Genomic DNA, 22731 nt, shown 5'->3' on the forward strand with positions numbered 1-22731 from the left:
GATTAGGCCATATTTGCGCTGTTTTTTAAGTATTGCATAAATAACGGCACAGGGCGACCAGTTGCCGCTTTATCTTTGCCTGAGTTCCACGCCGTGCCAGCAATGTCTAAATGCGCCCATGCTTGACCTTCTTCAACGAAGCGCGATAAGAAGCATGCGGCAGTTACTGCCCCTGCACCTTTACCACCGATATTTTGCATATCAGCGATTGGCGAATCGAGCTGCGCTTGATATTCGTCATCCATCGGCATATGCCAAATGAGATCACCCGATAAGTTACTAGCATTTTCTAAGTCGAATAATACGTCTTCATCATTACTAAAGACTGCTGAGCGCACATGACCTAAAGCAACCACGCAAGCACCAGTCAATGTTGCTACATCGATGATGGCTGTTGGCTGATAGCGTTGTACGTAGCATAAAGTATCTGCTAACACTAAACGGCCTTCAGCATCGGTATTTAAGATTTCAACTGACTTGCCATTCATGGCTTTAACGATATCGCCAGGGCGGGTTGCATCACCTGATGGCATGTTTTCTGCGCAAGCTAAAGCACCAACGACGTTAATCGGCAGACGCGCTTCACATAGAGCTTTAATCGTTCCCAGTACTGCTGCTGAGCCGCCCATGTCAAACTTCATCTCATCCATTGCCGCACCTGGCTTAATTGAGATACCACCTGAATCAAAGGTTACGCCTTTACCGACTAATACGATAGGAGCATCGTCGTTGACAGCTTGTGCATTATTATCACTACTTGTCACTGCATTTTTAGCAGATTTCTTGTTAGAAGTTTTGGTCGGTAATTTATCAGCCAATGCTTTTAGACCACCAGAAACTTTCGCACTGCTAGTCGTTTCTTTGGTAGAGCCCGCATTCGCACTGAAGTTAGATTTACCGCGATACTCCATAAGCACGAGCTTGCCTTCTTTAGTAGAGCCTTGTGCTACCGCTAAGAAGCAGTTCATACCCAATGCTGACATCTCGTCTTCACCTAGTACCGTCACTTTTAACAAGTCAGGATACGTTTTTGCAAGGGCTTCGGCTTGTTCTGCCATATACGCTGGGAAACAGATATTACCTGGCTCATTAGCCACGTCACGAGTTAAGCTTTGACCAGCAAACACGGATTTTGCGAATTCTAGCGCAGGCTGTAATGACTCGTCAGCTACTAGATAGATATCGTTAAGTACTGGCGTAGTCTGCTCAGACTTATATTTATCAAAACGATAAGTCGCCGCTAACAGATTAAGAGCGAATTGACTGAATTGATTCTCATCTAAGGCATCACCCAACGCGACAGTAATAGATGCTACACGCTTTTGAGTACTGGTATAGATGGTCTTAGCAATTTTCTGTAGTACGTTTTCATTAAGTTTATCAACGTTACCTACACCGACTAATAACACTTGGACAGGATTTTGCTTGGTGGTTTTTTTGTCACCTGCTAAGGCATAATCAGCAACCGTTTCACAGGCTTTACCGTTAAAGTGTGAGACTTCAATCAACTGCTCGATACGTGCGGTATAATCAGTTAACGCTGATGCAGCAAGAATGTTTTTCTTGTCATCAACCAAGACCACTAGGCAAGCTTCGTCTTTACTCTTCGCTTCTTTTTTTAGAATCTTTTGTGTATGAGTTTTAGGCAGGTGCTGAGATAATTTAATATTCATATAGTTATCCTTATTAGAGTGGTAAAACTAGAATCGTAAACAAATGATGCAAGTAATATTGGTGATTAAGTCTACAATTAATGCAAATATTTCACATCAGATTTTTAAAATAAAAAAATGTCACGCATAGCTTATTTATCACTCATTCGAGATTGGTGAATCCTGCACCTAGAGTGATAAAAGCGTTCTTACCATGACTGCATAGAGTTAAGTTGGTTAGCATGTTTAGCTATCTTTATAGTGTAGCATATCAGCTACTCAGTGCGCAGATGGCAGGGATTAGGTAATGTTTTCATACAATTTTCTGCGCTATTTTACTTAACTTGTCATCTATGAGCGATCAACTTATTGGCGATTAAGCATTGACCAGTTCATCAGTCGAGACTAAGGCTGCAAATCTATCTTGCAAAGCTGCCATAGCAGTATCATGCATGATGTCAGCACTTATCGTCTCTCTTTTGTCACTAGGAAGGTCACGAGTGGCACAAGCATCATGGCAGACGAAATTCTGAAAGCCTAAATCAAAAGCAGCCCTTACGCTTGAGCTGACACACATATGACTCATAAAACCAGCAAAAATAATCTGCTGTTTTTGAGTAGATGAGATAAGTTCTTTAAGGTCAGTGTTGTAAAAAGCATTAGGGTGCTTCTTGGTGATAGTTTTTTCGCCATCCATCGGTTTTAGATCGTCAACAATAGCGACGTTAGAGGATAATGGATCAAAGACATTGCCATTATCTGCACCATGATGAGCGATATGAAAGATAGGGATATCTTCTTTACGGGCTTTATCAAGCAGCAGGCTTGCGTTTGCAATCGCCTTGCTACCTAATTGACCTAGCGGCATAGCACCGTTCACGTATTCGTTTTGATAATCAATAAAGACGACAGCGCAATTTGACCAATCGAGCTTATCAAATTCACCACCAGCTAACTCAAGTAGGGTAGAAGGATTAGACATTTTATTCTCCATTGTGCGTTATAAGTATGAATTCTGACTATTGGCAATTTCTGGGTAGTAAGTTCTGAACATTGATATTAATAAGTGCTGACAGCTAACGAGTTTAGCAATTAATACTGGCAATATTCGGTGAGTGATACGAATGACAAACAAACCTTTCTAAATTAAATAAACCAAAGACTTCATATTATTAAACTCGCTTATCCTCAGCTGTTGTTAAGCTTTATTGTTTCTTTATCATATTGTCTGTCAACTCACAAAAAAACGTACAAATACGTAACTAGCAAGGGTTAGGTAATGTTTTCAAACACATTTCACCGCTATTTTTTGCCAAAACATGCTAGCATTAGCGGTTATCTTAATCGCTAATTTTTATACGGTATAGCTAATAAGTGACTTAGTTACGTTTACAACTATTTAAGTATTCGTATGAAAAGCGCTACGCCTACAATATCTAGATACCACGCTGAAATTTGTCAGTAAGCACGCGCCAAATCGCGCGAATACCAACTGTTTAAGAGTACCTATTGTGATATTACGCCGCTACATGACCCGTCAGGTTGCCTCCACTACCGCTTTAGTATTGGGGTTTTTGGTGGTGATGATGCTCGGTGGACGCCTGATTCGTTACTTTGGAATTGCCGCTGAAGGCAACTTAGATGTCAGCCTGTTATTTATCATTATTGGTTATAACTTGCCGTATTTCTTAGAGCTTATTTTACCACTGGCATTTTTTATTGCATTAATGCTGGTGTTCGGACGCTTGTATGTCGATCAAGAGATGGCGGTTATTAATGCCAGCGGGGTCTCACGTGGTAAGCTTGCCCGATTGATGACGCCATTAATCTTGGCATTGTTTGTGGGTGAAGCGGCATTATCGATTGTCGGCAAACCGTGGGGCGTGCGCTCATCTGAGACTGTTTGGCAGCAGCAAGCATTAACCAGCGCTTTTGACTTGATTCGACCTAATGAGTTTATCAGTAGTGGTAATTATCATCTGTATGTAGGCAGTCTCAGTGACGATAAAAAGCAACTGCAAGATGTGGTACTTATCCAGTCTGAGCCTATCAAAAAAGGCAGCTCTACTAAAAACCTATCTGCCCCAGATATAAATACGGCAAATACTGTAAACAGCCCTGAGTTACCCAAAGAGTTGATTGATACTATGAAGAATAGTAATCAGTCTATTAGCAAAGATACCATTACTTTGGCTAAACGCGCTGAGCAAGTAGACAGTGCAAGTAGCGGCGTGACGCAGCTAGATTTATTTCAAGGTCGCCGCTATGAAGTGGGCGCAGGAAGTCTTAAATATAATCAAGTGGGCTTTGATCGTTACCGTATTACTTTGACTGAATCCTCTAAAGAGATAGTGACTGAGAATAATATCGAAACCCAAAAAATTGGGCAGTTATGGCAAGCGGCAACTGGTGGCGCGCAAGTTGGTAGTGTTAACGCATTACGTGCGGCACAAGGTGAGCTTGGCTATCGCTTTGCCTTACCTTGGCTGATGATTATCGCTCCTATGTTGGCAGTGCCACTTGCGCAAGTACGTCCGCGTCAAGGTCGCTGGTTACGCCTGTTCCCCTCTATTTTATTATTTGTCAGCTGTGCACTAGGTATCATATCTTTGAAGAATGCCGTGGGTAAAGGCAGTGTGAGCGTATGGGCATATGCATGGTTGGTATTAGGGTTTATGGCATTGGCGCTTTATATGAACTGGGGTAGCCGATTCCAGCATCGATTGCGTGTGCGTTTAGAAGATAAGTCATTAGGCTCTGTCGATAATTTAAGAAAAGACTCTAATGGAGGGCAACTATAATGCGCTCCTTGTTATCTAAAGCTCAAGTCTCTCAAAGCCCGTCTTCTAACTTAAAAGTGCTGGGACGTTATGTCAAAACCAATGCACTTCTCGCGATTATCGCCGCAGTAGTTGGGCTATGGGCGTTACAAGTCCTATTTACCTACTTGTCTGAGCTTGAGGATCTGACCGATAGCTACACTATGTCTGATGCGCTCAGATATATTTTTTACCGCTCACCCTATTTCTTAGAGCAATTCATGCCAACTGGTGCGCTACTTGGTGCCGTGGTAGGTTTAGGGTTACTAGCCAGTAAGAGTGAGCTGGTGGTCATGCGCGCCGCTGGTGTCAGTATTTATCGTATCGTCGGTTGGGTACTGCAACCGGCTTTGATTTTTGTAATACTCGCACTGGCTATCAATCAGTTCGTACTGCCGCATTCGAATCAATTGGCAAAAGAGATTAATAACGAAGACAGTAGTTCGCTGGTCACTTCTGTACGCGGCTATTGGACTATGCAGCCACGCTTTGCCAGTAATAATGATGGTGACGCACAGCCTGATGGTAGTGATATTTTGTATATTGATTATGCGGATGTACAAGGCAACATCGGAGAGGTCAAGCGTTGGCATTTGGATAATGATGGCAATTTGCAAACAGCTACTCATGCTGAGGGCGGACGTTATAGTGGACGTATACCAGCGCCTACTGCCAGTACCGAACCGAGCGAGCAATATCGTTATGAGTGGCAGCTGAACAATATGACTGAGCTGACTATTAATCAAGGCTTCGAGAGCAGTCAGTCTAGAGCCCCATTGAATACTTTAAGTCTGCCCTTTGCACCCGAATCTGTTTATTTACTGACACGTGAAGCAGAAGACTTATCGCTCACTCAGCTCTATAAACATCGACAATTTATGCAGCAGCAAGGCAAACGTTCCTTAGATCATGAGCTATCATTTTGGCAGAAGCTGCTGTCACCTTTGTCCATCTTGTCACTGGTGATTGTCGCTTGCTCCTTTGTCTTTGGCTCACTGCGCACCCATAGCTTAGGCTTGCGTATTGTGGTGGCTTTACTCTTTGGTTTGCTGTTTAGTTACGTTCAGGATTTAGTGGGCTTTGTCTCATTGGCGACTGGCTTTTCACCTTTATTAATGGTGTTGTTACCGATTATCGGTAGTGCGGCGTTGGGTTTTTATCTCATAAAACGACAGATGTAATATGGCGTTATCGCTCTATAAAATATAGGTTATATATAGTCGATACTAAATAAAATGGATACAGGGCATTATGATGCGGGACTGGTACAAATTTTTCTTGCTTGCTATGCCTACGCAGACAGAGGCTGCGTAAAATTTATACCAGTCCCGCTATATCTTTTTTATACTGACCTGACTATACAATGTCTGATGTGATATCACGCAAGACGATAAAAAACATTCGATTCCAATTGTTCGCAAGCTTATTTTTTTTTATCATTTTTCGGATATTTATATAAAATAAAAAGCACGCTAAATCTAATTTAGCGTGCTTTTTTAATGTCGATCTTAGCCATTATAATTTAAAAGACTTAGTCTTTGGTTGCCATGGTAATTGTATAGGTCTTACCTTGTTTGATCTTTTCGCTATTACCGAACACTTCAGTAAACGAGCGCTTCATAAACTGGCGCAAGCCATTGATTGTCACTACATAAAAACGTCCACCTTTACGCATGCGCGCATAGGCATCGAGGAAATACAGATAATGCTGCTCTTTGCCTACTTTGGCTGGCAAGTTCGACATCACAAGGCTAAAGTCTTTGTCCTTTGCCACATGATTAAAGCCGTTTGATAAATGCACATCGACATTTTTCAGATCGTTTTTTTCACAATTCAGACGCGCATATTCTACTGCCATAAAGTCTTTATCAATCAAAGTATGCTGACCGTTCGGACATTCACGCGCTGCCGTCATACCGAGCACGCCATAGCCACAGCCCAAATCTATCGAATCATCATCCGCTTGAAAATCTACATAATCAAGCAGCATCAAGCTACCTTCATCAAGCTTTTGCGGTGAAAAAATGCCCCACGTGGTCGCAAAATCAAACGGCTTGCCCAGCACATCTTGGCGAAAATTAATATCTTCACGCCAGTGTTGGGCGTTTTTCAATAGGTCAGCAGGGGGTCTATGGCTCATGGGATTCTCGGATAATAGATAAGTAAAAGGGGGTGTGCGGCTTAATCAGACGGCCTACACATTATGACGAGTATTGTAACGAGAAAAGGGCAGGTTTGCAGCTAGGGATTGATAGAATTATATTAAATGGTGATGGGAGCTAATCGCGCCTTCTGCTTGTATCTGTACCTCCGAGCGGGGCGGTCACTATTGGCTGATGGCACTCCTGCTCAGCGATACTACCCTCAGCCTAGTGACGCAGCCCGCTCAGATGCACAGGATACCGCGACAGTCACGGCTAAAGAACCTAGTTTGATTCAGGTTTAGCGTGTTGTTGAGATGACAAGGTATTATAGGTAGGGTGTGCCATGCGCACCTTAATCAAGATAATATCAAACCTCGGTGCGTGAGGCGCACCCTACGGCTTATTGAACATCACAAATCATTGAACATCGATCCCAATGATTTGTGATAAATGCCCCGTTTTTAGATACACCGTGGCGCCATTTGCTCCTGCTGTTATTTGCGATGTCGCATCGACAGGCAGACGTATCTAACCACCGCTCTGATAGGTTTGTCCAGCGTCTATCAGCGTACCCTCTAGCACCAATATCTCAGCACCTCCTGCGATGGCATCTGCAAACAATACCTCACCTGCATTGATACGTTGCAAGCTCACCTCTTCTCTTATATCTGAGTATAAATGACAAATCTCACGACCGCCTTGCGCTTGCCAGTTAGCCGCATCGTTGGTATCGATAGCGACATGGTTGGTCTCGCCGACTGTCATCTGCCAAAGTTTAACAAAAATAATAGCGCCTTCATGACTATAAGGCTGATGACCTGAGGTCGGTGGATTGCGTAAATACCAACCAGCAGGATAATGGCTGTTATCAGCCGAAAAAGTGCCTGACAGTACCAAAATCTCTTCGCCACCTGGGTGCAGGTGATGCGGAAAATTTGACTCAGGGGCATAGCGTACGATACTGGTAGCACGCGCTTTTTCGGCGCCAACGCGATCAAGCATCACGCGCTCGACGCCGTTTTGTGGTGACTGAACCCACTGATAGTGTTCAGGTGCTAAGGCAGCACGGCAGGAGAAATCTGCATTGATGAGCATAATATAACTTCTCATTAATTATGATATTGTTTGGAATTATCCTCTGATTCGTCAAAATAGACAAACCAGATAAACCTATTATCAACGTAAGTATGTATCATTAAAAAGGGTAGGGTGCGCCTTGCGCACCTCAATCGAGAAAACGTCTAACATCGGTGCGCTGGGCGCACCCTACGACTAGGACTTGATGTGTAGGCTGGGTTTTTAACCCAGCGAATTAACGAGTTGAAATATAAACTAAGGTTGTGTTCTGCTGTGCTACATGAAGATGGATTTACGATACTAATTCTTATTTTATAGGTAGAGTTGGGTGAAAAGCCCAGCCTACGAGTGATAACCAGCCTACGCGTGATAATCAATTACCTGCGTTAAAAACCATACTTAATGCAAATCAAGGTCTAAAATTAATGAGTGGAAAACTTATAAACTTCTATACTAATAGAGTATTCCGAACAGCCACAGAAGGTTGTTTCGTTGCAGGTACATTAGTACATACAGATAAAGGGCTTAAACCAATTCAAGATCTAAAAGTTGGCGATAAGGTATTGTCTAAGCCAGAAGACGATCCAAACGGTAAGTTAAGCTATCAGAAGATAACTGAAACGCATAATTTTGAGGATAAATCTATCCACCTTTTGCGCTTAGTAGAATCTTCTTCAGATAATATTTCCACAACAATAGAAATTTTTGCAACGCCGAATCACCCGTTCTGGGAGGTGGATGTTGGTTGGACTCGAGCTGATTTGCTTAGACATGGCGATGAAGTAATATTATCTAATGGTAATAAAGCAATTATTTTTGAATGGTCACCTGTCTTAAGAACCGCAAATGCTAATATTGGCTGGGTTGCTATTGACTTAGAAGGCATAGGAAAGACAAATGCTGAAAATGGATATTTGATAAACTTCTCAAACAACGAAATCTCAACACCATTTTTAAGTTTAGATAACTGGCTGAATGAACAAGTAAACTATTGGGACTACGCTCCAAATGGAATTACTTGGGCTGATAGTTATGAAGACAGATACTTCATATCAACGGTTTATAACATAACGGTTGAAAATACTTACACTTATTTTGTTGGTAAAGACGGTATTTGGGTTCATAACAGTTAACTGTTATAGTGAAGCATATCAATTCGCTAATGTACCTTTTGTCAATAAAATGTATGAAAAAACAGCTCGAAAATCCTAACCTCTCAGATGAAGTTCAACACGCAACTTCTACAACCTTGCCATCACCACATAGGTATAGGTATAGATTTACGTGACCAACATCACTTCTTCAAACTCTTCTTTAATAAATAATCAAAGATAAACGGACCAAATGGTAAAAACGAGCCAAGCACACCTGCAGGCATTGCCCACAGTGGCATTTTTATTTTACTCGTTGCGACCAGCAGCATCAAAATATAGGCGATAAACAGTATCCCATGCGCCATACCGACATATTTCACTGCTTCAGGAATACCTAGCATATATTTTAGTGGCATGGCGATACCAAGCAATAATAAAAAAGAAGTACCTTCTAAATAACCTGCAATCGTGAGATTCTTTAATACCGTATTTTCTCCCTTGGTTAGGGTAGGCTGGAGAGATGGTTGAGCTTGCAACACGGTATATTCCTCTTACAGTCATCGATTGACCGGACAGCTTAAAAGATTGGCTAGACTGATTATTTGCAGTTTGGTTTCAATTAACTGAAACTTGAATACAATTTTTCAAATGTTATACAGAAAATCCCCTTTAAGGGATTTTCTCTTGCGAACCTAACGAAGCAGTGCTTCGTTTTAACGGTTCTCACCCTCTCGGATGGTGCTCGGCATGCAATTTCTGCAATCTGGCCGTCGCCACATGGGTATAAATCTGCGTGGTAGACAAATCACTATGCCCGAGTAATAGCTGCACGCTACGCAAGTCTGCACCATGATTTAGCAGATGAGTAGCAAAGGCGTGGCGCAGAGTGTGCGGTGATAACTCTTTATCGATACTGGCGACTTTGGCATACTTTTTGAGCAAGTACCAAAAGTTTTGCCTTGTCATATAACCACCTTGCGCAGTCAAAAACACCGCTTGGCAATTTCCAGATTTCAGGTGAGCAATCAAATCACCTCGCCCATGAGACAGGTAATCTTCCAACGCATCTGCCGCGTATTCACCTAATGGCACTAGACGTGTTTTATTACCTTTCCCTGTGATTTGTAGCCAACCAGAGTTTAGATTGACTTGTTCTAATGACAGATTAATCAGTTCACTCACACGTAGACCGCAAGCGTAGAGCACCTCTAGCATGGCTTTATCTCGTAGTCCAAGCGCTGTGCTAGTGTCAGGTGAGGCAAGTAGATTATCGACATCCGCTTCTGCCAAGTCTTTGGGCAGTGGACGGCCCAATTTGGGGCTTTTTATACGCTCGCACGGATTGTCCTCACGCAGATTACTGGCAATCATCCATAGATAAAACTGCCGCAAGCTTGAGAGCATGCGTGCTTGAGTACGTGGGGTTTTGCCCTCAACGGTGAGGGTAGACAGACAATGCAGCACGTCATCAGGCTGCCATTTCGTCAGGGCAATAGGATTGGTGAGCTCGCAAGAGCGAAGGTCGCGGACATAAGCGTTACGCGTGCGTGTTGCAAGCCCACGTGCCAGCATCGCTTGACGAAACTCAGTGATATAAGCGGGTTCATCATCGACAGCTAGTGCTTTTGGTTGGCGCTGTTGTACGGCACGGTCGCGGCTCATGAGACAATACTCGACGGTTGAATGTTAAGCACGCTGCAAGCACCATAATGAGGTAACTTCCGCACTTCGTGCCGCAAAAAGTGGATCAGTCTCATCTTGGCTGCGACCATGCTTAGGTTTTGTATCTAGACGGTATTTCACTGCTAATCCAGCATTGGCAAACCAGTCCAATAATTCTTCACGAGTACGCAGCTGCAAATGTTCAGCCAAATCGGACAATATTAACCAAATCTCTCCTTGCTCCGCTAAGTGCTGTTTTGCGCCCTGCAAAAACCCACGCAGCATTGTGCTATTGGCATCATAAACGGCGTATTCGAGTGGTGAGCTGGGCTTAGCGGGCAGCCAAGGTGGATTACAGACAATCAGATTGGCCAGCGGCGCATCAGTCGGATACAAATCCGCTTGTTGCAACTTTACGTTAGCTAATTCTAATCGTGTAAAGTTCTCGCTGGCACAGTCCAAAGCACGTGGATTTAAGTCTGTTGCAATCACCTGTTTCACACCGCGCTGCGCTAAAATTATGGCTAGCAACCCAGTGCCAGTACCGATATCGTAGGCGACATTATTTACAGTCGGCAGCGGCGCATCAAGTAATAGCTGTACATACTCGTGACGAGTAGGCGCAAAGACGCCATAATGCGGGTAAATCGACACACCTAAGCTTTCAATCGACACACCTTTTTCGCGCCACTGCGCTGCACCTAACGCCCCTTGCAGGTCACGAAACGACAGTACGCAGGATTCATCAGCCGCTTTATCTAACTGGCCAAAAGCTGCTGTACAAGCGGTACTCACATCGGGCGCACGCCGTAAGTGGCTAACATAATCAGTATCCAGCTCTAATAGCAAACGGCTCAATATGCGCGAGCGCTGGGCTTGAATTTGACGCTGCTGATGAAATAGGTTAGGTATGTCTTTGGGTGTCTCTGAGGATTCAGCTGCAGTTTTATTAGACTTAGCAGGTTTATTAGCTGCTTTCTTTATTTTGCGCTGCTCAGAGCGCTCATTGGTACGCTCGATACGCCGTTTGAGGGCTTGTAGCAATTGCTTTGCATTATGAAAGTCACCGCGCCACAGCAGTGATGTGCCTTCGCATGCTAAGCGATAAGCCTCATCCGCGGTCGTCTTATCATCGACTAATACAATACGTGCAGGCGGCAGATGATTGCTTTCAGATAACCAGCGGGCATGACGTAAGGTTTCGTTCTCAAACCACTGTACATACTGCTTTTGAGTTGCTAACACGCTATCTACCTTTAATTTGTGAATGATATATTTCGTACAAAGCAAAGATATCTTTATGTTATTAATGCTCTTATGTTATTAGTGCTATAGGTTCTATCGAACGTATTCAAGCATCCTTTTTCTTAACTAAATAACGATAAAGCGTGGCGCTTATAGGCGCGTTATCATCGCCATCGACAGTTATTTCATCAGGATCGACGTTTAAGCTCACATTTTCAGCAAGCGTCTCTTGATGCACAAGCGTATGTCCCAAATGACGGCAAAAATTAGGAATGTCACGAGTCGTCGCTGGGTCAGTGGCGAGTATTTCAATGACTTCACCAGCATCCGCTTTACGAATGGTTCGATGTAGCATCATTACTGGCTCAGGGCAGATTAACCCTTGGGTATCCAGATGATGATTAATAGCGGTGTTAGATATTGAAGTAGTCATAGTCGTTGTATTACAAATGAGTAGTGAATTTAGGGATTGCTATCGATTGAAGATTCTTTAGGAGCTTGTTGCAATGCTTCAGCAGTGGCAGGTTCCTTAGTCAGATCCTCTTCGGCTTCTGTTTCGGCTTCTAAAAAACTAAAAAAGCGCTTAAAGTTAGCTCTGAATAAAAACGCCACGCCTAGCCATGAGGCCAGTCCCAACCATGCGGTATCGGCAAATAATAATCCACCAACCAGTATGATGGTGGATACTCCAATACTTAGTGCAATCATCGAAGGTTGGCTCAACCGATAGCGATAGATGACGAGACCATCATAAATAGTGATGGGGATGGTCAGGGCTATCAGCGCATAGGGTAGATTAAAAAACAACCGATAGAGTAGTTGATTGTCATGGAACGCTTTGATACTGGCAATAGTGCCAAAGACCATAAAAGCGATGATAGCGGCATAGATTAGATAGATCGCTATCTGGTTTGCGCGCTGTGCACCTTTAATACGTGCGATAGCGAGCGGGGCAAAGCCATGTTGCGTGGATTGGTCTGAGACAATGGGCATAATAATCAGGCATTTATCCATGTAGAGTGACGATATGTCAGAAATTAGCGGTATTTAAACAGAAAAATTGTCGCTTACTTAGTCCGCTTAATTAATCAGCTTTGATGGCGTCGATGGCGATACTGCTACTAGGATCAGCAAAATAAGTCGACATCAAGATACAGGCAGAAATATCATCGATTGGGTCGCGCTCATGCTTAATCCAACCATTCTCCCACGCAATTTCTCGCGCTGCGACTGAAGTCAGGCGCTCGTCACAAAGGGTCACTACTACTGGTAGATGCTGCTCCATAATTCTATGCGCTAGGCGACGAGAAAATTTATGCGCACGCTTTGACAGCATCGAGCTGCTCCCATCCATGTTAAGTGGTAACCCGACCACAACCTTTGCCACGCCCCACACCTTGATAATGCCTAACAAATTATCCCAATCTGGCTGACCATTATCCATCGCCAAAATATCGAACGCACGTGCAGTTTCGGTAATCGTATTGCCCAGCGCCATGCCCATCTTTTTAACCCCATAATCTAAAGCTAAGATAAGATGCGGCTTAATGGCTGGTTCGGCGACAGTAGTGTCGGTCGCTTCAAGGGTAGTATCAGGATCTACCATAATTATGCGTACTTCCTATTTCTATTAAGCTCAACTCGTTTAGTTTAACTGCTTTAACTTAGATGTTACTTTTGGCTGTCATAGCAAATATGCTATGCATGACCGATATCGCTACTGAGATAATCAAAGTTAACCCCGATTTTTTCAGCGGCAAGCTGCCAACGTTCTTCAAAAGGCGTATCAAACAATAAGGTTAAATCAGCAGGACATACTAGCCAATCGCCGCTTTCAAGCTCGCGATCGAGTTGTTTTTTGCCCCAGCTGGCGTGGCCTAGGCATAGCTGGTAATGACCGACGCCTTGACCTGCGGCGATACGTTGCAAAATATCTTGGCTAGTAGTGATGCAGACATTTTCTGAGATAGCAAAAGAGGATGCCCATTCTGGCTGACCGGTATGCAGCACAAAGCCTACTTCAGGATACATCGGACCGCCTTCTAACGCTAAATCCTCCATAACCTGAGGGTTAGTGACATCGATATCTAAATCTTCTAATAACTTACCCACATGCGCTTGCTCGAGTGGACGATTCACCATTAAACCTAACGCACCTTGTTTATCATGGCGACAGATATAGATTAGCGCCTTCTCAAACCGTGGGTCTGATAGATCAGGCGCTGCAATTAAGAAGTGATGGGTCAAGTTAGCTTTGGACATAGAGGCAAACGCAACATAAAAAAGATTAGACACTACTATATGGCGATACTAAATAGAAAAGCAATATAGAAAATAAACAGAAGCAAAAATCAACAGACTTGAGATGAGGATTAATTTTCTATTACCAACGTATTTATCAACAACGTATTTATTAACAATGTTTTTCTATTTTACATCGGTTAATAAACTACGTGCGTGCTCACGAGTGACATCAGTGATGTTCACACCGCCTGACATACGCGCCAGCTCATTTACCTGTGCATCTTTGGTCAAGATAATCAGCTCGCTTTGTGTCTGCTCATGATGATGCTTCTGTACTAGAATATGCTGATGCGCTTGAGCGGCGACTTGTGCTTGATGCGTAATCGCTAGTAGTTGCTGCGTTTGCCCAAGTGTACGTAGTAATTCACCGACTACTTGCGCAGTACCGCCACTAATACCGACATCAACCTCATCGAAGACCAGCATAGGCTTAGCAGCATTGTTATCAGCATTGGTTACTTGCAAGACTTGCATGACCAACGCCATACGCGACAATTCACCACCCGAGGCAATTTTATGTAGCGGCTGCATCGGCATACCAACGTTGGCACTGAATAACAGGTCGATGTCATAACAGCCTTGACCATTGTAGTGATTAGGATCGGACTTTTTGGTAAAGACAAATTCACAGCGCGCATTAGGCAGGGCAAGAGGCTGTAATTGCTTGATAAGTTGTTTACTTACAACTGGCGCCGCTTTCGAGCGTTCTTTATTTAACTGCGTAGCTAGCGCTAAATAGTCTTGCCATGCTTGCTCAATTTGCGCCGCCATTGCATCGCTACTCGGCTCATTTTCTAATTGCTCTAACTGCGCTTCCCACATTTTAGCTTCAGCGATTAAGTCGCTAGCCGGCAAGCTATGTTTGCGTGATAAGCGATGCCCTAGACTGATAAGGCTATCTAACGCTTGCAAGCGCTCAGGATCAGGTAATTGCTGTTCAGCATAATCTGAAAGCATAGCAGTCACCTCAGTGATCTGCTGTTGTGCTAGATGTAGCTGCTCAGAGGCTTGCTCAAAAGTTTGGCTGACGCTCATTTGGTTATCACACAGTTTAATCGCTTGACCTAGCAAGGTCATGACGTCTGGCTCATCAGTGTCATTATCAAGCAGGTGCAGACCATGACTGGCCTCCGTCATCAAAGCTTCTATATTAGAAAGCTCTTCGTGCTCGGCTTCGACATCCGCATAATCGACGGCTAACAATGGTGCAATATCTGCTAGTTGGCTTTGCAAGAGCTGGATACGGTCTTGGCGCTGAGCTTCACGACTAGCAATCTCGTCCGCTTGGCGTTTTAGTCGTTGATACTGTTGGTAGCTACTAGCGGTTTGCGCCGCTAGTGTTGTCAGCTGCGCCATCTCATCAAGCCATTGCACCACAAACTGCGGCTTTAGCAGCGCTTGTTGGGCATGTTGGCTATGGATATTGACGAGTAGTGCACCTAAACTTTTCAATTCTGCTAAGCTCACGGGCGTACCATTCAGCCACGCTTTTGAACGCCCACTATTGCTAAGTTGGCGTCGAATCAAGATTTCCGGCTCATCCAACGAGCGCTCATTTTGAATAAACCAATCGGCTATAATAGTGTTACTTGTCACATCAAACTGAGCATATATATCGGCATGAGCAGCACCATGTCTAACCATTGCGCTATCTGCTCGCTCACCTATACAAAGTGATAATGCATCAAGGAGTAACGACTTGCCGGCCCCTGTCTCACCGGTAATGACATTAAAGCCTTCAGCAACGCTTAGCTCATGTTCAGCAATCAGCGCAAACTGATATAAGGTTAACGATAAAAGCATTAAAGTCTCTCATGGTGGACAACTAACATTGAATAAGATCTTATAGTTAGGATCTTAATTAGGGTCAAACAGTCAGATGATATATGGTGACAACATAATTTAAATACAAATTTTTGTAGCTATTATTCGTATAAAGTCACATAAATTTTTTGGAAATTATCATCAATAATCTCAGTTAGACTAACTATAAGGCTTATGAAAAGCAACTGTGTTTAGTGCGTTATTTTGAATTAATTACATGCTTGTTTTACAACACTAAAACTTATCAATTGATATCAATATCGGTATACATAGCAGTGGTTTAAGAGTAATGGTCTAAAGTTAGTTTAAATCATGAACGATATTTTCAGCAATGCTTTAACAAACTTTTTAGATATAATGTGGTAGCATAAACTCACTTAATCATAAACTTCTGCCACAGTATATACACATATTATCGTTAGGGATTTTGAGTGAATAGACACGGAAACGTTGAAGGATAAGGGTTTAGGTTATTAAACCAATAACATAATATGTTTATTTAAAAAATAACTATGTTAAAAGCAGCTGTTTTAAAATAAGCTGTGTTAGAGATGAAGGTTTAAACTGTAATGTCATAAGACACTTATTTTTTAGTTTAGCAATAATTATTTGATAAGGAAGCCACTATGTCAGCGGCACAATATACTAACGTAACGGTCAATGCTCAAGCTACAGTATCATATGATGGGCGTTGTTCAAGCCATACCATTATGTTTGAAGATGGTCGCCACAAAACATTGGGTGTCATTTTACCCTGTGATAATACTGTTGAGCGATACCATTTCAGCACCAATACTTCTGAGCGTATTGAGATTACCAGCGGTGAATGTGAAGTCAAAATTAATGGTGATGAAGAATTCAGCTATTATCGTGCTGGTCAATCATTTGTGGTTGAAGGCAATAGCAGTTTTAACCTGCGTACCGAAGAAATTGTACAATACGTCTGTCATCTAGAAGGTTAGTATTAAAGAGACAGTTAATCGTAAAGTGACATATACATAAGGTTATAACCAAGGTAGCACCATCACTTTGGTTATAATCTTTTTATTTTAACAGCGACAACAATCTATATTTACCCTTATACTCATGTTTGATAAGTTATCTATAGATATCGTAATATTCTAACTCGTATCGTACTAAGCGATATTCACTTTTTATCAGTAGGCCTATTATGGCAAAACCCAGCTATTTTTATGGTATTCATGCCATTGATGCTTTGCTTGAACATCGTCCGCTTGATGCGCTCAGTTTATTTGTGCAACAAGGTCGTGAGAGCGATAGTCATGTAAAAGCCATTATTGCGCAAGCCCAAGCAAATGGCGTCAGTATGCAACCGACGCAAAAAGACAAGCTTACTCAACTATGTGGTAGCCCGCAGCACCAAGGCGTTGTAATGCATGCTCGGCCATTAGGGTTTGCAGATGAAGGTTTGTTAGATACTATTATTGGACGCGACCAATGTTTATTATTGGTCCTCGACCAAATTACCGATGCGCACAACTTTGGCGCTTGCTTGCGTACAGCAGTAGCGATGGGTGTGGATGCGGTCATTTGTCCAAAGCATCATGCAGCAAGCTTAACACCGACGGTAGCTAAGGTGTCGGTAGGGGCAGCTGAGATGATGCCTATTATTAGTGTGACCAATCTAGCGCGTACACTTACACGCATTAAAAACGCAGGTGTATTTGTGTTCGGTACGGCACTCAATGAAGATGCTAAACCAATACACGCAGCAGATTTAACTGGAAAGACCGCTATAATTATGGGATCAGAAGGTGAAGGCATGCGCCGACTGACCACTGAAAGTTGCGACGAGCTGGTATATATTCCCATGTCGGGCAACGAGCATGGCAACCTACAGAGTCTCAATGTCAGTGTTGCTACAGGTATGGCTCTTTACGAGGTCAATCGGCAACGTACTTTAGCTGCTGGGCAAGCTTAAGATAGTTTTGGTGTAGTGGTTCTAGTTGTTGATGTAAACTTGCTAAATCTTCTTCATTAACGACTAGATCGTCAGCATGACGATTACGCTCAGTGCGGTCAAGTTGGTTAGCCATGATGGCTTTTATCTTAATCATACTTTGCTCATCACGCAAACTTGCGCGTGCAAGCTGAGTATCTTCATTTGCATCAATAACTAAGATACGTTGGCATAAATTAGCAAGCCCTGCCTCTGCTGCCTCAATTAGTAGCGGTGCTGATAATATAATATACGGTGAGGTGCTTGCTGCCAGTTGTTTCTTCGCAGTCTCACGAATAGCGGGGTGAGTAATCTCTTCGAGTTTAATAAGGGCAGCAGGATTAGCAAATACATGTGTGCGTACAGCTGCCCGATCCATGTTACCCTCTGCGTCAACCACCCAATCCCCAAGTTTTTTCTGAATTTTGTATAAAGTGGGACTGCCTTTCGCCACTACTTCATGAGCAATCACGTCAGCATCAATGATATCAATCCCTTGTGCCGCGAACCAATCGCTAGCCGCTGATTTACCACTGCCAATACCGCCTGTTAACCCAATTACTAAGGTTTTGTTTTGCATTTTTGCTTGCTGGCGTTGAGGTATTGATTTTTTAGAGTGTATTGACATAACAGTGACTTATTTGGCTAGTAGATTAATAGAGAGAATAGTTGTTCATCTAAATATTAGATGACTCAGCTCATATGACTTAGTAAATATCGCTAACTTACTAGCTTAACGTTTATAGATAACAAGGATATGAGTGTTGGTTTACTATATTGTAATCCTATCATAAGCATGTTATCACTAAGTATTTTGCCAAAAAATTGAGATAAGCCTATTAAACGTACATATTCAAGTACCAATTAACGATGTCGGAGCCATAGAGTAATGCAACTATTCCAGCGACAGCGATATAAGGTCCAAAAGCGAAGGGTTGGCTCTCACCATGTCTTTTCATCAAGATAATACCGACGATTGAGCCAAGTAAAGACGACAGGAGGATGATTAACGGTAACATCATCGGTCCAAGCCAAGCACCTAGTACGGCTAATAGTTTGAAATCACCTTGCCCCATACCGTGTTTTTTGGTTATAAGATAGAACACCTTGACCACTATCCATAATGATAAGAACCCGAGCAATAATCCCCAAATCGATTGGGTAGGGGAGACAAACCAGCTTTGAGAATTAACCGCTAAACCAAGCCCTGCTAATGGGAAAGTCAGCCGATCAGGTAATAGCTGAGTATCAAAATCGATTCCTGTTAAGGCAATAAGCGTCCATACCAGTACAAGAGCAGACAACCCAGTAGCAGTAACACCGAATTGGTAGATAACCAATGCTGATAATAGTGCAGTGACAAGCTCCACAATAGGATAACGTGTACCGATTGCAGCGTCACAAGCAGAGCAGCGTCCACGTAGTACTAGCCAGCTTATTAACGGTATATTTTCATACCATTTAATTTTGTGCGCGCAGTGAGGGCAACGTGACGCTGGTCTACTCAAAGTGATAGGCGTATCCTTTGCAGTAACGTCCATCAGAGCTTTAGTATGCTCATGCGGCATATCTATTTGCTGAGACATAAACTGACTACATTCTTGTCGCCAGCTGTAAACCATCATTAGCGGTATACGATGAATCACTACATTCAAAAAACTACCTACACAAAGGCCTAATATCGCAAATACTATTAGCGCCAAGGTCATATTACTTTGTAATAATTCTATCAATTGCATTACTTTGCTACCCTACTACTGAGCCCATTTGGAAGATTGGTAAGTACATGGCAATGACCAAGCCACCTACTAACACACCTAATACTGCCATGATTAATGGCTCCATTAAGCTGGTCAAGCCATCAACCGCATTATCAACTTCGTTTTCATAATATACGGCTACCTTATCGAGCATCTCTTCTAAGCTACCTGATTCCTCACCGATACCAACCATTTGAATCGCTAAGCTTGGGAACAGATTAGTCGTACGCATTGAAAACTGTAACTGTTGACCAGTTGATACATCATTCTTGATTTGTTGAATGGCATTGTAAAATACCACATTGTTAGCGGCACCAGCAGTAGAGTCTAAAGCATCAATTAGAGGTACACCAGCGGCGAAGGTCGTTGATAGTGTGCGAGCGAAGCGTGCGATAACGGCTTGATAAGCAATATTGCCAAATATTGGCGCTTTTAGAGCAGCACGGTCGAGAAAGTCACGAAATTTCTTAGATCGTTTCTTGGCTTCAGAAAAGCCAGCGATAGAACCACCAATTACGATAATAAGAATAAACCACCACGTTTGCATCCAGTCCGACATGGCGACAACCATCTGGGTAAAAGCAGGTAATTCTGCGCCAAAAGATTCGAATAAACCAGAGAATACAGGAACAACTTTAATAAGCAATATGATTGTGACGATCAAGGCAACGACGATTACCGCAATAGGATATTTCATAGCTTTTTTGATTTTGGCTTTGAGTAGCTCGCTTTTTTCTTTATAGGTAGCGACACGTTCAAGCATAGTTTCAAGCGCACCTGATTGCTCACCAGAATCGACAAGAGAACAGAACAGATCGTCAAAATAGCGCGGATGCCTACGTAGCGCAGAGGCAAAAGTACCACCAGCTTCAATATCAGCTTTGATTTGTAATACCAAGTCTTTCATACTTGGGTTATCTAGCGAATCAGCGACAATCTCAAATGATTGGGTCAAGGGCACCCCAGCTTTCATCATAGTGGCCAACTGACGGGCAAAAATAGCGATATCAATAGGCTTAATGGCTTTCTTCATTTTAAATAAAGGTTTGGGTTTTTTCTTAATAGTTTTAACCGTGATACCTTGTTTACGCAAAGTCGCTTTTGCAATCTCTAAACTGCGACCCGTGGTCTCACCTTTGATTTTTTGTCCACGCCGATTGACCCCGTCATAGACAAAGTCTAGTAGCATATCAGTCTTAGCCTGTGCCATATCTTTACCCTCAAGTTTTCCGTAATCTGTATGCTTTAATCAGCGTTATTTGGTAAGTGTTTTTTGAATGGTAATCGAGTAGCTTATTACAGCTACTAGTTTTCACTTGATATTATTCAGAAGTTACCCGCATCATTTCTTGAATACTAGTGACACCTTGCAATACTTTTAAAATGCCTGAGCGTCGCAAATCACGAAAGCCATTTTTGACAGCAGCATCTTTGATATCGATCGCATTACCGTCTTCCATAATAATGCGTGAAATATCTGGGCTGACTTTCATAACCTCATAAATACCCACACGACCTTTGTAGCCTTCACGGCACTCGCTACAACCGACTGGCTCATAGATGGTACTATTTGGATCGTCGAGATCATCATCGGTAAAGCCAACCTCAAGTAAGCTCTGCCTCGGTACATCAAGCACAGTTTTGCAATTTTTGCATAAACGTCGTGCTAGTCGCTGAGCAATAACTAAGTTGACTGAGGTAGCAATATTAAAAGATGCTACGCCCATATTCCGTAATCGAGTCAAAGTTTCCGGAGCAGAGTTAGTATGGAGAGTTGACAGTACCATATGGCCGGTTTGTGCTGCCTTAATGGCAATCTCAGCGGTCTCAAGATCACGAATCTCACCAACCATGACGATGTCTGGATCTTGACGCAAAAACGATTTTAAAGCATTGGAAAAGGTCAGACCTACTTTAGCGTTGACGTTGACCTGATTGATCCCCTCAAGGTTAATTTCAACAGGATCTTCTGCTGTAGATATATTGGTCGCTCCAGTGTTCAAAATGTTGATACCTGTATATAACGATACCGTTTTACCAGAGCCTGTAGGACCAGTGATTAATAACATGCCCTGCGGTTTGTGAAGCGCTTCCAAAAACATCTCTTTTTGATCAGGCTCATAACCCAAAGCGTCGATACCAAGCATCGCCGCAGAGGGATCTAAAATACGCAGCACGACCTTTTCACCGAATAGCGTTGGCAAAGAGTTCACCCGAAAATCAATAGCCTTATTTTTAGATAACTTAAGCTTAATACGGCCATCTTGTGGTACGCGGCGCTCTGAGATATCCATTTGTGACATGACTTTAAGACGGGCTGCGATTTTCCCTGCTAATTGCACAGGCGGGTTTGCCATTTTTTCCATTACCCCGTCGACTCGAAAGCGCACGCGATAAGACTTCTCATATGGCTCAAAATGTAAGTCAGATGCGCCCATACGAATAGCGTCAACTAGCATCTTATTAACGAACTTTACAACGGGTGCCTCATCAATACTGTCGGTAAGAGTGGTCTCGCTGTCATCCTCTTCAGTGTCTTCAAAGCCCACATTTAAGTCGCCATCAGCGAAGTTACCAAAACTCTGCATGGTATCTGCATAGACACTATCAATACGTTTTTTGAGCTTGTCTTCTTCGACCACCACCGTCTCAACAGATAGACGCGAATTAAAGGCAATCGCATCAATCGCATCGATACGGGTAGGATCACTTAAAGCAACAAATACTCGCTGGCCGCGTTTAAAGATAGGCAGGGCATTAAATTTACGGACAATCTTTTCATCAACTAAATCTTTTGGGATGACATCGTTACTAAGCACGCTCAGATCGAAAAAGGGATCGCCAAATGATTGCGACATCAACAGGGCAAGTTGATAGGCATTGGCCATATTATGGTCTACTAAATAAGAAACGAGACTGATTTGCTGTTGTTGCGACTCAGTCTGTGCTGTTTTCATGTGCGCTTCGCTAACGATACCTGCATTAGTTAGCTGCTGTGCTAAACCACCGAATGTACTGGTTGTAGTAGACACTGACTTCTCTCCTTAGTACTGCATATATGACAAATCTGTATAATTTTATTTTTAGATTTAATTTGTTTTTCAATTGAGGAACAATAAATGAAAAAAACTGCATAAAAGATAATGATTCATAATGCACGTTTTAATTTAATATACTGGTATTGAACACA

General features: G+C 42.8%; 20 protein-coding genes and 1 pseudogene. 5 read left to right on the top strand and 16 right to left on the bottom strand.

The genetic code is table 11. From position 1 onward, the window contains the following. Positions 1-2 precede the first annotated feature (2 nt). Together AAEY87_RS10705 and AAEY87_RS10710 are read right to left on the bottom strand one after the other, a co-directional pair. Positions 3-1673, bottom strand: a complete 1671-nt coding sequence (locus tag AAEY87_RS10705) for a leucyl aminopeptidase (protein WP_068033633.1) — start codon at positions 1671-1673, stop codon at positions 3-5. Between the two features lie 355 nt (positions 1674-2028). Then, positions 2029-2634, bottom strand: coding sequence for a cysteine hydrolase family protein (locus AAEY87_RS10710; RefSeq protein ID WP_350657156.1), 606 nt, complete (start codon positions 2632-2634; stop codon positions 2029-2031). Positions 2635-3181: 547 nt separating this feature from the next. Here AAEY87_RS10710 and AAEY87_RS10715 point away from each other — a divergent pair. Beyond that, the gene (locus AAEY87_RS10715; RefSeq protein ID WP_068033637.1) at positions 3182-4453 is read left to right on the top strand and encodes an LPS export ABC transporter permease LptF; all 1272 of its coding nucleotides are present in this window, start codon (positions 3182-3184) and stop codon (positions 4451-4453) included. Then, positions 4453-5652, top strand: a complete 1200-nt coding sequence (lptG, locus tag AAEY87_RS10720) for an LPS export ABC transporter permease LptG (protein ID WP_068325348.1) — start codon at positions 4453-4455, stop codon at positions 5650-5652. Before AAEY87_RS10715 ends, lptG begins: the two co-directional genes overlap by 1 nt. Before the next feature lie 350 nt (positions 5653-6002). On the opposite strand, the gene AAEY87_RS10725 is transcribed toward lptG, so the two are convergent. Both AAEY87_RS10725 and AAEY87_RS10730 read right to left on the bottom strand, forming a co-directional pair. Further along, positions 6003-6611: a class I SAM-dependent methyltransferase gene (locus tag AAEY87_RS10725; RefSeq protein ID WP_350657157.1), complete on the bottom strand. Its 609-nt coding sequence runs from the start codon at positions 6609-6611 to the stop codon at positions 6003-6005. A 421-nt stretch (positions 6612-7032) separates the two neighbouring features. Continuing rightward, a pseudogene (locus tag AAEY87_RS10730) lies at positions 7033-7710 on the bottom strand (cupin domain-containing protein). Positions 7711-8117: 407 nt separating this feature from the next. On the opposite strand from AAEY87_RS10730, the gene AAEY87_RS10735 reads away from it, so the two are divergent. Then, positions 8118-8825, top strand: coding sequence for a polymorphic toxin-type HINT domain-containing protein (locus AAEY87_RS10735; RefSeq protein WP_350657159.1), 708 nt, complete (start codon positions 8118-8120; stop codon positions 8823-8825). A gap of 161 nt (positions 8826-8986) precedes the next feature. Here the strand turns inward: AAEY87_RS10735 and AAEY87_RS10740 are convergent, their stop codons facing one another. The 8 genes from AAEY87_RS10740 to recN all read right to left on the bottom strand — a co-directional run bounded on the left by AAEY87_RS10740 (position 8987) and on the right by recN (position 15800). Then, positions 8987-9325, bottom strand: coding sequence for a DUF3817 domain-containing protein (locus tag AAEY87_RS10740; protein WP_350657160.1), 339 nt, complete (start codon positions 9323-9325; stop codon positions 8987-8989). A gap of 184 nt (positions 9326-9509) precedes the next feature. After that, positions 9510-10448, bottom strand: a complete 939-nt coding sequence (gene xerD / locus AAEY87_RS10745; protein ID WP_350657161.1) for a site-specific tyrosine recombinase XerD — start codon at positions 10446-10448, stop codon at positions 9510-9512. 24 nt (positions 10449-10472) lie between these two features. Continuing rightward, positions 10473-11693 carry a methyltransferase gene (locus AAEY87_RS10750; RefSeq protein ID WP_350657162.1) on the bottom strand — a complete coding sequence of 407 codons (1221 nt, stop codon included), beginning with the start codon at positions 11691-11693 and terminating at the stop codon, positions 10473-10475. A gap of 106 nt (positions 11694-11799) precedes the next feature. Then, positions 11800-12126, bottom strand: coding sequence for a sulfurtransferase TusA (gene tusA, locus AAEY87_RS10755; protein ID WP_068325356.1), 327 nt, complete (start codon positions 12124-12126; stop codon positions 11800-11802). Positions 12127-12155: 29 nt separating this feature from the next. Continuing rightward, positions 12156-12686: a hypothetical protein gene (locus AAEY87_RS10760; protein ID WP_350657163.1), complete on the bottom strand. Its 531-nt coding sequence runs from the start codon at positions 12684-12686 to the stop codon at positions 12156-12158. A 91-nt stretch (positions 12687-12777) separates the two neighbouring features. Beyond that, entirely contained in the window at positions 12778-13299 is a 522-nt protein-coding gene (gene ruvX, locus AAEY87_RS10765; protein WP_068033660.1) for a Holliday junction resolvase RuvX, read from the bottom strand. Between the two features lie 92 nt (positions 13300-13391). Continuing rightward, positions 13392-13955, bottom strand: coding sequence for a YqgE/AlgH family protein (locus AAEY87_RS10770; RefSeq protein ID WP_068033662.1), 564 nt, complete (start codon positions 13953-13955; stop codon positions 13392-13394). A 165-nt stretch (positions 13956-14120) separates the two neighbouring features. Then, positions 14121-15800 carry a DNA repair protein RecN gene (gene recN, locus AAEY87_RS10775; RefSeq protein WP_350657164.1) on the bottom strand — a complete coding sequence of 560 codons (1680 nt, stop codon included), beginning with the start codon at positions 15798-15800 and terminating at the stop codon, positions 14121-14123. 647 nt (positions 15801-16447) lie between these two features. On the opposite strand from recN, the gene ppnP reads away from it, so the two are divergent. Further along, positions 16448-16783, top strand: coding sequence for a pyrimidine/purine nucleoside phosphorylase (gene ppnP / locus AAEY87_RS10780; protein ID WP_068033666.1), 336 nt, complete (start codon positions 16448-16450; stop codon positions 16781-16783). A gap of 209 nt (positions 16784-16992) precedes the next feature. Then, positions 16993-17763: a 23S rRNA (guanosine(2251)-2'-O)-methyltransferase RlmB gene (gene rlmB, locus AAEY87_RS10785; protein ID WP_068033668.1), complete on the top strand. Its 771-nt coding sequence runs from the start codon at positions 16993-16995 to the stop codon at positions 17761-17763. On the opposite strand, the gene coaE is transcribed toward rlmB, so the two are convergent. The 4 genes from coaE to pilB form a co-directional block, all read right to left on the bottom strand. Further along, positions 17726-18409, bottom strand: a complete 684-nt coding sequence (gene coaE, locus AAEY87_RS10790; RefSeq protein WP_350657165.1) for a dephospho-CoA kinase — start codon at positions 18407-18409, stop codon at positions 17726-17728. The two genes, rlmB and coaE, sit on opposite strands and share 38 nt — an antisense overlap. Before the next feature lie 211 nt (positions 18410-18620). Further along, positions 18621-19520, bottom strand: a complete 900-nt coding sequence (locus AAEY87_RS10795) for a prepilin peptidase (protein WP_350657167.1) — start codon at positions 19518-19520, stop codon at positions 18621-18623. A 7-nt stretch (positions 19521-19527) separates the two neighbouring features. After that, a complete protein-coding gene (locus AAEY87_RS10800; RefSeq protein WP_068033674.1) occupies positions 19528-20751 on the bottom strand; it encodes a type II secretion system F family protein in 1224 nt (407 codons plus the stop codon). A 112-nt stretch (positions 20752-20863) separates the two neighbouring features. Further along, positions 20864-22573 (bottom strand): type IV-A pilus assembly ATPase PilB, encoded by a 1710-nt coding sequence (pilB, locus tag AAEY87_RS10805; protein ID WP_068325362.1) that lies wholly within the window; start codon positions 22571-22573, stop codon positions 20864-20866. Between the last annotated feature and the right edge of the window lie 158 nt (positions 22574-22731).

It is taken from the genome of Psychrobacter sp. S1-30-MNA-CIBAN-0213 (assembly GCF_040309845.1).
In the GTDB taxonomy this organism is placed as follows: domain Bacteria; phylum Pseudomonadota; class Gammaproteobacteria; order Pseudomonadales; family Moraxellaceae; genus Psychrobacter.